Genomic DNA, 13,519 nt, shown 5'->3' with positions numbered 1-13,519 from the left:
GACTTGTTCAACGGCTTGGATTTTGAATTCTTCTGTGTAGCGTTTTCCGCTCATAACAACACCTCAGAGTTTGTTGAATTATATAACTATTAAGTGTCTAGGGAAGTGGGGTCTTACCATGGGCGACTAATTTCCGAAATCCGACAACACCATTATCAGAGCTAGAAGTGAGATCTCAATTCTTAGGCTTTGAGATCATTAGGTTCAGTGAGCGAGACGAAAAATCTACGACGTCCCTGGGTAAGCTGAAGCATTGGCATACATACTCTGTGGTGGCTGTTAGACGGACTTAGCAAATGTTATTGCGAATTGAGTGACTAGGGTTTTATCAGTTAGGGGTCTATATGAGTATTGACTTGCACCTACTTAATGCGAAAAGCAGACTTTCCCCTCTCGAGAAGAGGATCATTTCCGAGTTCAAAAACTCAGTCGATCGTATTGAGACTCTCATACCAGTAAAAAATGTCGATGTGGTTATAAGTGCAAGCTCTGAAGTTATTCCTGAAACGGGACTAGTGGGATATTGCCCTAAAGATGATTTGGTGTACCTTAGGATTGATCCAAATAACTCTAATCTGCAAAAAAGCTTCTCTGAAGAGTTTACGGCAACCCTTGGGCATGAGTTTCATCATGCGATGCGCTGGAGAGAGGTCGGGTATGGTACCACGCTCGGAGAAGCATTGATTTCTGAGGGGTTGGCGTGTTGTTTTGAAGCTGAGTTACGAACCTCAGGAGCGCCATTCTATGCAAAAGCTTTAAATGAGCACGAGCTATCATCTCTTTGGATTAAGGCAAAAAATGAGTTATCTAGTAGCACATATGACCACTTTGCTTGGTTTCTTGGTAGCAATCTAAAGTCGATACCGCGATATGCTGGTTACTCTTTAGGTTATCAACTTGTCATTCATTATATTAAACAGTTCGGCGTTCCTGCGTCAAAGTTGTACGCTACCCAGGCGAGTTCAGTGCTCGAGCATGTTAGTAGCCACGAGATATTTGACTGACGATGGTCGATTCTTTTATCCCCCGTTAGAAACCATTATAGAAGTGTGAAGCAGTATTGGAGATAGAAACATGGAATTGGTATCACCATCGCTAGAGTTTGAGCATGCATTTGCTGATTTTTACGATGATTTCGCTTTGTTTGATGCTGAAAACGCCGCTCATTACTTTGCCGGCAAGCGTGATTTTGCGAACTATGTCCAACGCTTGACTGACGAGGCCAAAGGGATCAACTTACGCGAGGGTTACGTACCCTGCAGTCACTTCTGGCTTGTAGGAGCAGATAAGCGTATGCGTGGTGTTATTCGCATTCGACATAGCATTGCCAACGAATTTTTATCCCTAGAAGCTGGGCATATTGGGTATGATATTGCCCCTTCCTATCGTGGCAAAGGTCAAGGGAAGTTAATGCTAAAACTGGCGCTTCCAAAGGCCAAAGAGCTGGGTATTCGTGATGCACTAGTGACTGCCGATGAAGATAATCTTGCCTCGAGGAAAGTCATTGAGGCCAACGGTGGACAGTTTGAAAAAATCGTGATGGGAAAAGTATTTCCAAACCTTCTGGCAAGATATTGGATTAAGTGCGATTAAAGATCGGCAGTCGACTAAGAGACTCTCAGGCCTTGAACCGGCACTCGTTGGTGAAAGTATAATAATTTGCCCCATTCTATATATCAGACAACGAGCAGTTCGATTATCGAAAAAGTTAATTGACAGTATTTTTCTTATGTTTGTAAGGTAGTTTATGCAAGTCATATTTTCATTGGTTTGATAGAAATGGTGCTGCGCACAAGGAGGCCGCGTGATGTTCCCTCTAGAAGTGTTTACAACGTACACGTTGGCGTGTGTATTGTTAGTACTATCGCCAGGGCCAGACAATTTACTGGCCATCGGTAGGGGCTTGAGCCAAGGAAAATGGGCTGCCATAGTGTCAGGAGCATCTTCAGGTGCGGGGATCCTGTTTCACGTCATCGCTGCAACGTTTGGTTTGACTATTTTAATTCAGACATCAGAGCTTGCTTTTTATGTGGTGAAGTTTGTTGGTGCCGCCTATCTGATTTGGTTGGGTATTAAGGTCCTACGCGCGAGAAACTTATTTTCTTTAGAGCCGGCAAAAAAGCAATCAATGAAAGCAATTTTCTCGACGGGTTTTTTATCCGCTGCTCTTAACCCAAAACCAGGTATGTTTGTGCTAGCGTTTGTCCCTCAGTTCGTTCAGCCACATTTGGGCTCTGTGACATTGCAGATGATCGGATATGGTGTTTGGTTTGCGATCCTTACCGCGATTGGTTTCAGTCTCATGGGCGTTTTTTCAGCAAAGCTTTCAGACTGGTTTCAACGAAAACCCCGCCTTGTATCCGGCTTGAATATGGGCGCTGGTTTGACATTCGTGTCCTCGGGTTTAGCCGTGGCATTTATGAAGCAAAGGTAGTTTCCATACCAACATTAAGGGGATAGGTATTTTGGTGAGTCATGTAAGAAGCATTAGTCAAGATTACTGGAGCAGCCCACTTATTCCCTATCTCTCGGTAAGAACAACTCGAGAGAGCACGCAAAGCTACAAAGCCCATTACCATCCTGAGTTATCTATCGGGATCATGCTGGCGGGTCAAACATGTTTATCGCTATCCAAGACAAAAGTACTTGTAAAAGCGGGTGATGTGATTCTTATTGAGCCGAACTTGGTTCATGCCTGTAATCCAGTAGATGGAAAGCCGAGAAGCTACCAAATGCTGTATATTGACCATGGATGGTGCCGTAACGCGCTATCAAGGCTGTTTGGCCATGAGGTAACAAACTTCAGGGTAGACCGTCTTGTATTTTCTACTAAGGCGAGTGAATTTGACCTTGGACAATTACTCTCCAAGTTCAAAGAGCTCGAATCTCAGCAAATCGCCTCAGCAATAGAAAACGCCATACTCGATATGCTAAGTCGATGTTGTTCGCCTTGCGTGAAGGATAATGATGCTAACCTGGCCCACAAAGTCAGAGACTTGCTACTAGAAGACATTGAAAATCCCCCACAGCTTGAGTGCATTGCCAAACAGCTTGGATACAGTTCAGAAACGCTAATTAGAAAGTTCAAAAGACAGTTTGGGATCACGCCTAAATCCTTTCTTAATAATTACAAAGTTGAGAGGGCGAAGGCACTTTTGAAAGGGGGCATGCAAATTACGGATGTTGCCGCTGAGCTAGGCTTTTTTGACCAGAGTCAGCTTCATCGCGCCTTTGTGTCCTACACAGCTTCAACCCCAAGACAATATCAACTCATAAAGTCAATTTTCGACAATAATGAATAAGCGGGTTACTTCATAGTCGTTGGGTGTTTCAAATGGATGCTCAAATATGTCGTACTCTACATTTTTCCCAGTCGCATTTCCCGCCCTCGCTATTGCTCATTTTTTAGCGTTATTAAGCCCAGGCCAGGACTTCTTCTTAATCGTTGCTCATTCGATCCGTCACAGATTACAGGGTAGTCGGTTTATTTGTTTGGGTGTTGCCCTCGGGAACGCACTCTACATAGGATTGGCGATATTTGGTCAGACTATTATTCGCGATAATCAAGTTATCTATTTTTTGGTTGAAGCTATTGGAGGGTTGTGGCTTGTGTGGTTGGGTTGTGCTTTGTTAAAAAGTAACAAACGGAATACTGATTTTAAATTTGAGCAATTACCAGCACCGTCTGTGTCAAAACAACTAGCTCTAGGTTTCAATTCTGCGCTACTTAATCCCAAGAACGCATTGTTCTACACCAGTTTGATGACGGTGATCCTAGGTAATGATGTCACACTAATCCAGCAAGCGTCATGTGGAGTGTGGATGTTTTTCGCAGTCCTAGTCTGGGATTTATTTATCGCGTCCTTTATTGGGCAGCCTAGCGTGCAAAGACCGTTGTCGAACTATATCTATCTGATCGAGAGAGCAGCAGGGTTGGTTCTTGCCTCTTTTGGCGTATCTTTGTTCGTTAGCTACTTGTTTTAGAGGTGATCCAAATATTTGTGACTTTCTCTCTGAGCTTCGCCGCTTTGATGGCAGGGTCGTTTACCCCTAAATTGCGTTTGCCGCCGGCTAGGTTATCCTTAAGTATAAGGTCAATCGGTTGCCATCATTTCTTTGTAAACGAGGAGACCGTTTATTCTCGCTTTAGGTGGTTGTTTGTATGCCGGATATTACTGAATTCACACGTATTTTCTTAGCAGCTTTCTTTACTTTTGTCGCTGTCTTTTACGCGGTGAGAATTAGTACAATGAAGCGTGCCATTGCCTCTGAGGTAGTTTTTTGGGGCGAAAAGCATACCAAGAGCTGGTACAACCACCAGATTTTTAGATTGTTTCGAGCCTGCATCTGGGCGCTGTGCTTGATACGTGTGGCGGTCCCAAACATGGACAACTATCTGGGAATGATAACGGCTTTGGTTACACCATCCATTCAAGCTTTAGGTATGTTGCTTCTTGTTGTCGGTTTTTTTGCCACTTCTATCATTCACTTTAAACTCGGGAAACTTTGGCGCTCTGGTATTGACCCGAACGCACCTGCCAAAATCATTACCCAGGGCGTTTACCGATACTCAAGAAATCCGATGTATATATCAGTCGCTACCGCTCAGCTGGGCTTTTTCTTCGCCTTGCCATCGTACTTTACGCTGCTTTGTCTGTTGGTGGGGGTGTTCACCTTAAATAGCCAAGCTAAAGTTGAGGAGCGCCATCTTAGAGCGCTTTTCCCAGAGCAATACACTCAGTACTCGAGCAAAGTGCGGCGTTGGGTGTAATTTCGGGCTCTTCACTTCTTAGTCTGTATGTATGTACAGTGTTGTCCGGTGATTGAAGAAAAAGTGTGGTTAAAACCTTGTTAATCCATGATGCGGGCAGGTATCATCTGCGCCAAGGGATTTGATATCAATGAGTGATACTTAGAGATACAAAGCAGTACTAAGCTAACCAGTGCTATCACTTTTAAGTGAGAAGTCGGGAAAGCTGTTAGCTAAGCGTTATGACTTTCAGTCTGTTAATGACGATAGCGTGTTTGTAGTCGATTTGAGTTAACGAGTTGGATCACAAATTAGCTGGTATATTCACAGGGAGGTATAGTGACACCATTCATTTTGTCGCAAGTATTGGTAGCTATAGCCATAGGGTTTGACTTGATGTCATTCCAGTTTAAAGACAGAAAAAAAATCGTAACGTGCCTGTTTTTTGCAGGCTTGTTTATCTCAAGTCATTTCTTTTTACTTGAGCAGTACACAGCAGCAAGTCTAATGGTCATTGCCACTATTAGGTATTTAGTGAGTGCGTTTTCTACTTCCAATAAGCTAAAGTATGTATTTTGTACAGGGTCAATTATTTCATCTGTTGTAACCTATTCAGGAATTATTAGTATCATTAGCTGTTTGGCGTCAGTTTTTCAAACAGTAGCGGCGTTTAGTAAAAACGATCGTCGTTTGAGGGAATACATGATTGTGGGCACAACTTTTTGGTTAATCCACAACTATGCAATAGGTTCACCAACGGCAGTTCTAATGGAAGTACTTTTTATCACAAGTAACTTACTAGGTTATTATCGATATTATTATAAAAAAACGTCGGCGGCGTGAGTGTAGCGGAAAGTTAACATCTATGCTTACCCATGTTGTTGTTCACCATTCACCAATTAAAATGTTTGTATGTCCATTTCAAATAGATGTATGTTGACCTATCGGGTATAAGTTGGAAATAAGATTTGGAAATCAAAACAACAAGGATCACGATAAGAAAGCTTGAGGCAGGGTTAGCGAAAAGTGTGCATCTATATTCCCTAGACGACGATAATCGTCGATTTGTTCCTGATGAAGTGTTCGAGACGGTTCAAGATGCGAAAAATGCTATTGATTTTTTGATCGCCTGTTACAGTAACTCAGAGGGACCCTTTGTATATGCCATCTATGAATCAGGGCTTCACATTGGTCTTGTGCAAGTAGCGAAAGTTGAGCAAGGCTGGGAAGTTGGGTATCACATCGCGAAAGAGTTTACAGGCAGAGGGTACGCAACAGAAGCTTTAAAAGCATTTGTGCCAATGGTTATGCAAAAGCTCGCTACCAATCATCTCTACGGAATATGTGACACCGAAAACTATGCCTCACAGCGAGTACTTGAAAAGTCCGGTTGTAAACTATGCTCGAACCGTTTAGCTAGGTACAGCAAAAAGAACCAACTAATCTTTGAACTTGTCCAATTTTGACGATACATATATTTGTCTACAGTTTGATGCGGTGAAAGCCGTGAAGGAGATCAACAAATGGAATTGATAGTGCCATCAGTAGCGTTTGAAAAACCTTTCTGGGCAAAGTATTTCCAAATCTTCTGGCAAGATATTGGGTTAGTTGCGATTGAAAATTGATTGAAACAGAAGCTGGTTTATCACTTGAGCCGAGCAAGCTAATCGAAGACAGTGTTGTGAGCTGCTATCGTAGTCACAACATATATGGTTGTGACTACGACAATTAAGAACTAACGAGATAGATCGTAACGATTTTCGTAGTCACTCAAGTTGTTACAAGGGTATGGGAAATCTTCGATATTTTTGCCGGAATTATAGAATGACCAGCCCAATTTGCCCAGTTTTAGTCTTCCATCTTTAGCGTCATCTTCATCCCACTCACAGATGATTTCTTCAATAATACTTTGGGTATTGTTGAACTCTAGTTCTGGTAATTGACCCAACTCAGTAGCCGTTTTGCCGCTGTCACCGAGGACATAATAACTTGGGAGGCTGACCATATAGCGAGATGCATCAAGAACGACTTGTACATAGTCTTCAATAGAGTCGGTGCCATCTACACGAATAATGTCACGTAGCTCTTCTGCCCAGTAGTATTCTAGGAATGGGATCGATTCGGCGCTTCCTTTGTGCCAGCCGATATCACGCGTGTAATATACAAGGGCGCGGTAATCGTCGTTAATGAGCCCACGTGGGTTATCTGCGGTTGCTGCGCCTAAGTCTTTTGGTAAATCGCTCGGCTTGATCGCATTACCGTTGTCGAACAGGTACACGTTTTTTGTTTCCTGCATCTTCTGCCAGAAGGTTGTCATGTCACTGCGGTTACCATTGGCGTCAAAGGCAAAGTTGTCCTCTACTCGAACCAGTATTTTTGTGTCTTTTCCGCCGTCTTTCATATCATGGAAGCGACTAAAGGTATGGTGACCGTCGGTTAGGTAAAGTGCGCCATCAGGGCCAACAATAACGGGGTTGATCCAGCTCATTATTCGCTCATCCCCATTTTGGTCTTCTGATATTTCTCCGTCGGAATCGCGTGGGTCTTTACATACGAAGCTGTCTGGGTCATTGAAGTCGCTGTCTTCATCGAAGTAGTCAACGGAATCACGAAGACCATAGGTCTCACAGAATTCTTCGAATAGTTTCTCTTCTTCTAGCTGCCAGCGTCCAAGCTTGTAGTTATTTTGAAGCATACCCAATGTTCTCTGTGTTGGCATTAGATCACCAACAGTAACCCAGTGGACATCGCCCACAACAAAGCTAAGATGCTCTTCTTTCCCTTTTTCACTCAGAGTTATATCGTTATTATCGCTACTGCCCGTACAACCAGCTAGCATGCCTGTAATAACTAGCGCTAATACTGTATTTTTCATCTCAGTTCCATGTGTTTAATGACGAAGTTAGGCCAGAGATAATAGTTATGCTAAATTAAGTTTTTCTTACAGTTCAATTAATGCTACTTTGCAATAATATTGCATTCCGTTCTGTTTTCAATTGTCAGATTCTAAAACGATTGATTGTTGCCTAGTTGGCCAGAAACGACTTGCAACGGTAAAAAATATTTGGGCGGTGCTATTAAGTTGCCTGTTTTTTGGTCTCCTTCATTGGATGGGAGGAGTTAGGTATATGATCCTGACAGGTGTTGTAGCAGGAGGGCTATTTACGGGACTGTATTATGTTCGTAGCGGAGTGATTGCACCTTTTGCTGCTCACCTTGCTTTAAACTTGATCGAGTACATCTACGCATATCGCGTTCAAACCATTGCCCAACAGTAATTGACACAGGCTATTCTAAGCTAGGGTAACTGGCACAATCTTGCTCCTTCCCACTATATGGAAGTGCTTGTCGACTGGGTCGCAACAAGATTGATGCTCCATTAAATTAACCTTAAGATAACTCAAGTAAAAGTGAGCCTAAAGACGGGTAAAATCAGAGGGAACGATATGAATCAACATGAAAAGCTCAACTATGTTGAGTTTGGTGCCAGCGATCTTGCAGCTACGAAGGCTTTCTTCTCCAAGGTCTTCGCTTGGGAGTTTATCGACTACGGTGCAGAATACACAGCGTTTTCAAATCAGGGCCTAGATGGAGGAATCTTTAAGTCTGACTCTTGCAATCAAACTGAAACAGGTGGCGCGCTTTTAGTTTTTTACAGTTCTAGTATTGAAGCAACCCAAGAAAAGATTACCAGCAACGGTGGAAAGATCATTCGCCCTATATTTGAGTTTCCGGGCGGTTGTCGATTTCACTTTCAAGAGCCGAGTGGCAACGAGTTCGCTGTATGGTCAGAGCAACGAGCATAGTAGGCGAAGGCAAAATGACCGAGCGCAATTGGATAAATGCTTAAGCATTATATGGATAGAGGAATGGACGCCTAATGAAGTACACGGTAGTTAAGAATTATTCAGATGCACCTGAGAGCCCAATACAGGTGACAGCAGGTGAAGAGCTTCAGTTTGTCGAAGAGTCTGATTCTAGCGGCGATTGGCCTAATTGGGTGTTTTGCCGCGGAGAAGACAAGGAGGGTTGGGTGCCTAAACAAATACTCGAACTTAACCACTCCGTTGCTCACGTACTTAAAGATTACTCTGCAAAAGAACATTGTTTGGTGAAAGGGGACGTGTTGATCAAGGAGTATGAGGTTAATGGTTGGATTTGGTGTCATAAGGTTGAGGGTAACAAAGAGTCAGCATGGGCTCCATTAAACCATCTCACCGTTGTATGAGCTTGCATAACACATATGAGCCCAAACCAGTCACTAGGTAATACCTATCCTTGGCTGCGCTAGCAGCCAACATAATCGAACAATAAAGCTGATTACTTCGTTCTGTCGATAGGGGCGTTAATCGTTAGTAACCATCAACACATATTTATCATTAGTTCAGTTTGTTGCAATGACACCAAAGCTTGTGCTGTATATTCGAGAAATAAAGACGGCGAGTCGTACACAAAGATTATGAAGAGGCTTTTAGTAAAGGCCATTGTTTTAGCCAATTCTTGGATTTCAAGCGACTATCGTAAGCTTGTCTTGAACTGATTGGATTAAACGTGACATAGCCTTTAAACAATGACTCAAATCCGAACGCCGCAATGCACTCATACTGTCCCAAGGTAATTTGACGGATACCGATGGCTGTTTCTTTCTCTGGCCAGTGACGCATTGCGTCCAGAGAACTGGCGTAAGGTAAATCGCCATTGGCGACGTGCATTGTCGCTTGATTGCGTACCTGCCAATTTAACTCAGGCATCAGTTTTGTCAGTTGTGCTTCATACAGCAAATAGCAACCGAGGCTCGACTCCTCTGGATCAAAGTAAATAACATCCACGTCGTTGAGTGGTGTGGGGCGCTCGAGGTTGTGCAGTGAGTCCCAAACCAAATTACGAATAAACCCTGCTGCTATGTAGCACTGGGGGAGGTTGAGCTGGGCAACCAATCTCAGAGCTTGCACTCGCATTGGATCTTGCCTTATGAGTTCGATGATTTTTTCCATTCTTAGCAACCGCTAAACAAACGCGCCTCGACACATTACAGTCATGGAAAATCTAGTCAAGTTACAGCGGATAGATGAGTTACTTCTAAGCAAGGTGTTAATGAATAGGGCCAGTGGAGACCAGCCCTTACCCTATTAACCCGCGTCGAGAGGATTGACCCACAACTGCTCATCATGCTTGACGTCCCAAGAGCGTTCTTGGAGCATCTTAATAAAGGGCACCATTTCAGGGGGACAGACATTACGGAACCTAGAGTTCTCTTCCTCTACAACTCGTACTAAATCATCAATCTGCTGCTGGGGCTCGAGTTGATTGGCCATCAAGCGACCCACGTCTTCCATCACGTGCTGGGGCAAAGTGGTGGTCTGAGGGTCGAACCAAGTGGCCATAGGGTCTTCCGCGCGGTCATTGAATCCGGTTTTGTACGCGCCAGGCAACACAGAGCAGATCTCAATCCCAGTATCTTGCAGTTCCACTTTGAGCCCTTCGAGAAGACTCTCAAGAGCGTGCTTGGTCGAGGCATAGATAGAAACCGTGGGAACCGTCATCAAACCCACGGTTGAGGTTACAGTCACAATCTTACCTTTGCCGCGTTTGGCCATTTGAGGAACAAAACCCTGAATCATGGCGAGTGTGCCAAACACATTCACCTCATAGTTGTGGCGAACATTCTCCAATGGGATTTCTGCCGCTGGCCCACCTTCTATAACACCAGCATTATTAACCAGGATGTCTATCTCCTGTTTGAAAGCGCTTTGGCGATGGGCTTCATTGGTGATGTCCAATACCATGACATCGAGAGTGATGCCGAGTTTATCAGCCTCAGCAAGTAGGTCTGATTTTTGTGGGGGTATGTGTACCCCAGCGATCACTTGATGGCCATTTTTAGCCAGCTGAAGTGCCGCCCCACGACCAAATCCTGAGCCTGCACCAGTAATAAGAATCCGCTTAGACATTGAGAGCGCCCCCTAAGTGAGTAAAGAAGTATTGATTGCATTGTGAGCACGTGTTTTTAGTGCTCCAAATCAAGTTTAGGCTAGTGCAAACTTGTGAGTTTCACCAATGCCAATGAGGGAGAGGGATAAAGTTTCATGCTAATCGATAAAGCAATCCTGTTTGTACAGTTCTAGTTGGCACGCGCACAGAAAAAAGATTGATACTAATTACTGCAACCTACTCTGAATCGGCTTACAACTGAGTATTAAAGTATCATAATAGCCTACCTGTCATTGCCGCCCTTTGTAACTCACTTCTGGACAAATGTGAGTTAGGGCTGATGCTTAATTCGATATATCTCGCATAATTTTACCTAGGGCAAGCGTTTTGTCGGCTAGATAAAATAATTATGTCACTACATCATAATAAGTAGTTCGTACGCGTCCCATAAATACCGCATTCTAATCGCTTCCGAGCCCAACTAAGATCTTACTTCACCAACTTGTAGGTAAAATCATGGCTAAACGACGTAGTGACTAGGAAGGGCATTCATTATTTGAGCATGATGGAGAACGGGGTCGAAAACTAAAAAGGTCGCAATGTGCGACCTTTGTATTGGTGTGAGATGCATTATCTGTGAATATGAATTTGAAGTTGATCTGCTGGAAGACCCGCATCATTCTTGTACAAAGTTCTTAATGCTGACTTAGCTCGTACATCAAACATTCCATTGTTACCAAAGCCATCAAAGTGATCTTTAAAACCAAAGGCATGCATAAATTCATGTGCCACTAGTTCTGCGTTTGCTCCACATGTTTCGCCTGCAACGGTGACCCATGACCAGCCTTTATCAACACTAAAGTGGTTCTGTGCGTCCACAAGGTGCTGACCACCAGCAGATGAAGACCTGACGGCACCCCATGCCCCACATAACCCACCGGGTGTCCAACTTCCCATGTAGCCATCTGCAACAATGATTCCGCCAGTGACGTCAGTAGCTGAGAAGTCAGAGAAGTTGATTGACATAGCATCCTCAACATACAGGTATTTTACTGTTGAGAAAATGTTAAATCCGTAGCCAACAACTTCTTGAATTAGTGCCATTCCTTCAGAGACGTAACTTGGTAGTACAGCATCTTCACCGCTAAGAGTCTCATCTTCTGTATACATAAATACTTGGATTGGCTTATCTGGGGTCGGGTTGTATCGCATTGTTAACCCATTTCCAAAAATGCTCTCATTCGGGTTTTCTTCACACAGAGCGCGGTTTGGACCGTAGTCACGACATCGGTATGAGTCATTTCGAGCAATTCCGTTCCAGTCATTAACAGGGTACTCATTGCTGTTGTCGACATCTACAAAGTAATTAGTGGTTAGGTTTTCCATGACGGATTCTACAACTTTGATTACTTGTTCGTCGGTGATAGTGCCGCCGCCACTCCCGCCATCGCCATTGTCATCACCACTGCTACCCCCACAGCCAGCCAAGGTTAAACCTAGCGCCATCACAAGTAGATTATTTTTCATTTTTATTCCTTGTTATAGTGTTTTTTATTTGCAAGCCTCACGGCTTGAACGTGATTCTACAAGTAGAAAAAACCACTTACTACTGTTTAATTAGCTAAATAAATCTTTTTTATCAGTATGTTAGTGGCTTGTTGTTAAATGGGTTGCTTTAGTTTTAAAATTAAGTAGTGGTATAAAACTTAAAACCCATAGTTAGCCGAGGAACCTTTTTCGCGCTCCTTGCAAACCTCTACTCAAGTTGGCCAAGTTCTCTTGCTCACTACAAATCCTGTAAAATGAAATAACCTATGCACATATCAGTGATGAGTTTAAATCATTTCAACTCATAAAATATCCAAGCTAATATCAAAGCATCAACTATACGGTGATTTGTCGTATAGATGGATTACACAGCAAGGATGTTTGATGATTACTAAGTGAGGATTGATATGAATCGTTTTGAAAAAGATTCTTACACTTGCTGCAGCTATAACTGCCGGTGCTCTATCTGGTTGTGCTTCATCTGACATTAGCCACTCGATGGCTCAGAAGTTGACTAACGATGACCTTAATGGGAAAGAAGTTGCACTGGTTGTCATCACAACTGATCTTGAAGCATCACAAAAACTGGATGCTGAGTTGATGGAAGACTTCACTGAGATGGGCTTGAATGTTACGTCGATCACTCAGCTTAATGCACTCAATAGGGACCAGGCAAGATCTGCAATGGATAGTGTTGATTATGGTATCTTAGTGGGTGCTGGTGTTACTCAGGAGGAGTGGCAAGGTGAAACAGTGTGTCACTCATCTGAATCAACCTTTGTCGGTGGCGGTGGGGCTGATACATTTGGGACTACATCTTGTGATTCCGAGTCTGGCGTAGAAGTTGGTGCTGATGTCGAAGTACATGTAGTTAATAACAAAACAGAAGAAGAAATCTACACTGGAATGTACGGTGTATCTAGTAGCCAATCTAACTCAGACAAGCGTAGACAGTTGCTAGGTCTTAGCGATACTCCAGCTGAAAAGGTCGCTGGGACCATTATCGAGGATATGGTCATTAAAGGTCTGTTCACTCCTACCATGTAGTATAACGTAGCCACCGATTCTCTAGACACTTACAACAGATGAATATAAGTAAGGACAACCGTACCTCTATATTTCGAATAATTGCACGCCCCAAAAACGTTTTGGGGCAAAGGCGTGTTACTCCTACCATCGGTATCACGTCCCTAGATAAAGCCTTGTCAGGTATATGGAATACCGAGAAAAACCAGTCAGACAACATGTATATTTTATTAGATGCGGGTATAAACTCTACAACAAGTAAAA

The 13,519-nt window shown here is 43.4% G+C and carries 16 protein-coding genes and 1 pseudogene; 13 read left to right on the top strand and 4 right to left on the bottom strand.

From position 1 onward, the window contains the following. Window positions 1-119: 119 nt before the first annotated feature. From ACSTTG_RS21915 to ACSTTG_RS21875, 9 genes and pseudogenes are all read left to right on the top strand, one after another. Window positions 120-293: pseudogene (locus ACSTTG_RS21915) on the top strand (SAM-dependent methyltransferase); the annotation flags it as partial. Window positions 294-344: 51 nt separating this feature from the next. Then, complete coding sequence (locus tag ACSTTG_RS21910; protein WP_438476321.1) at window positions 345-1,004, top strand: DUF2268 domain-containing putative Zn-dependent protease; 660 nt, start codon at window positions 345-347, stop codon at window positions 1,002-1,004. Window positions 1,005-1,074: 70 nt separating this feature from the next. Further along, a complete protein-coding gene (locus ACSTTG_RS21905; RefSeq protein ID WP_438476320.1) occupies window positions 1,075-1,593 on the top strand; it encodes a GNAT family N-acetyltransferase in 519 nt (172 codons plus the stop codon). A gap of 214 nt (window positions 1,594-1,807) precedes the next feature. Beyond that, entirely contained in the window at window positions 1,808-2,434 is a 627-nt protein-coding gene (locus tag ACSTTG_RS21900; protein WP_438476318.1) for a LysE family translocator, read from the top strand. Window positions 2,435-2,468: 34 nt separating this feature from the next. Further along, window positions 2,469-3,302 carry an AraC family transcriptional regulator gene (locus ACSTTG_RS21895; RefSeq protein ID WP_438457570.1) on the top strand — a complete coding sequence of 278 codons (834 nt, stop codon included), beginning with the start codon at window positions 2,469-2,471 and terminating at the stop codon, window positions 3,300-3,302. A gap of 46 nt (window positions 3,303-3,348) precedes the next feature. Beyond that, window positions 3,349-3,984, top strand: a complete 636-nt coding sequence (locus ACSTTG_RS21890; RefSeq protein ID WP_438476317.1) for a LysE family translocator — start codon at window positions 3,349-3,351, stop codon at window positions 3,982-3,984. A gap of 178 nt (window positions 3,985-4,162) precedes the next feature. Continuing rightward, complete coding sequence (locus tag ACSTTG_RS21885; protein WP_438476316.1) at window positions 4,163-4,771, top strand: methyltransferase family protein; 609 nt, start codon at window positions 4,163-4,165, stop codon at window positions 4,769-4,771. Window positions 4,772-5,089: 318 nt separating this feature from the next. Further along, complete coding sequence (locus tag ACSTTG_RS21880; protein WP_438476314.1) at window positions 5,090-5,593, top strand: YgjV family protein; 504 nt, start codon at window positions 5,090-5,092, stop codon at window positions 5,591-5,593. A gap of 125 nt (window positions 5,594-5,718) precedes the next feature. Further along, window positions 5,719-6,216: a GNAT family N-acetyltransferase gene (locus ACSTTG_RS21875; RefSeq protein WP_438476312.1), complete on the top strand. Its 498-nt coding sequence runs from the start codon at window positions 5,719-5,721 to the stop codon at window positions 6,214-6,216. Window positions 6,217-6,485: 269 nt separating this feature from the next. On the opposite strand, the gene ACSTTG_RS21870 is transcribed toward ACSTTG_RS21875, so the two are convergent. Then, window positions 6,486-7,625 carry a ParB/Srx family N-terminal domain-containing protein gene (locus tag ACSTTG_RS21870; protein WP_438476310.1) on the bottom strand — a complete coding sequence of 380 codons (1,140 nt, stop codon included), beginning with the start codon at window positions 7,623-7,625 and terminating at the stop codon, window positions 6,486-6,488. 121 nt (window positions 7,626-7,746) lie between these two features. On the opposite strand from ACSTTG_RS21870, the gene ACSTTG_RS21865 reads away from it, so the two are divergent. The 3 genes from ACSTTG_RS21865 to ACSTTG_RS21855 all read left to right on the top strand — a co-directional run bounded on the left by ACSTTG_RS21865 (window position 7,747) and on the right by ACSTTG_RS21855 (window position 8,978). Then, a complete protein-coding gene (locus ACSTTG_RS21865; RefSeq protein WP_438476308.1) occupies window positions 7,747-8,028 on the top strand; it encodes a CPBP family intramembrane glutamic endopeptidase in 282 nt (93 codons plus the stop codon). Window positions 8,029-8,196: 168 nt separating this feature from the next. Continuing rightward, window positions 8,197-8,556, top strand: coding sequence for a VOC family protein (locus ACSTTG_RS21860; protein ID WP_438457562.1), 360 nt, complete (start codon window positions 8,197-8,199; stop codon window positions 8,554-8,556). 74 nt (window positions 8,557-8,630) lie between these two features. Next, on the top strand, window positions 8,631-8,978 hold the full coding sequence (locus ACSTTG_RS21855) for an SH3 domain-containing protein (protein ID WP_438476306.1): 348 nt from the start codon (window positions 8,631-8,633) through the stop codon (window positions 8,976-8,978). 229 nt (window positions 8,979-9,207) lie between these two features. On the opposite strand, the gene ACSTTG_RS21850 is transcribed toward ACSTTG_RS21855, so the two are convergent. The 3 genes from ACSTTG_RS21850 to ACSTTG_RS21840 form a co-directional block, all read right to left on the bottom strand. Next, window positions 9,208-9,744, bottom strand: coding sequence for a nucleotidyltransferase family protein (locus tag ACSTTG_RS21850; RefSeq protein WP_438476305.1), 537 nt, complete (start codon window positions 9,742-9,744; stop codon window positions 9,208-9,210). A gap of 135 nt (window positions 9,745-9,879) precedes the next feature. After that, window positions 9,880-10,701: an SDR family oxidoreductase gene (locus ACSTTG_RS21845; RefSeq protein WP_438457559.1), complete on the bottom strand. Its 822-nt coding sequence runs from the start codon at window positions 10,699-10,701 to the stop codon at window positions 9,880-9,882. Window positions 10,702-11,311: 610 nt separating this feature from the next. Further along, on the bottom strand, window positions 11,312-12,208 hold the full coding sequence (locus ACSTTG_RS21840; protein ID WP_438476304.1) for a hypothetical protein: 897 nt from the start codon (window positions 12,206-12,208) through the stop codon (window positions 11,312-11,314). Window positions 12,209-12,727: 519 nt separating this feature from the next. Between ACSTTG_RS21840 and ACSTTG_RS21835 the strand changes: the two genes are divergently transcribed. Continuing rightward, window positions 12,728-13,276: a hypothetical protein gene (locus ACSTTG_RS21835; protein ID WP_438457557.1), complete on the top strand. Its 549-nt coding sequence runs from the start codon at window positions 12,728-12,730 to the stop codon at window positions 13,274-13,276. Window positions 13,277-13,519 lie beyond the last annotated feature (243 nt).

This window comes from Vibrio glycogenivorans (assembly GCF_051660965.1).
GTDB lineage: Bacteria > Pseudomonadota > Gammaproteobacteria > Enterobacterales > Vibrionaceae > Vibrio.
Note: the sequence above shows the minus strand (reverse complement) of the source record. Positions and strands in the feature narration are given on the sequence as shown.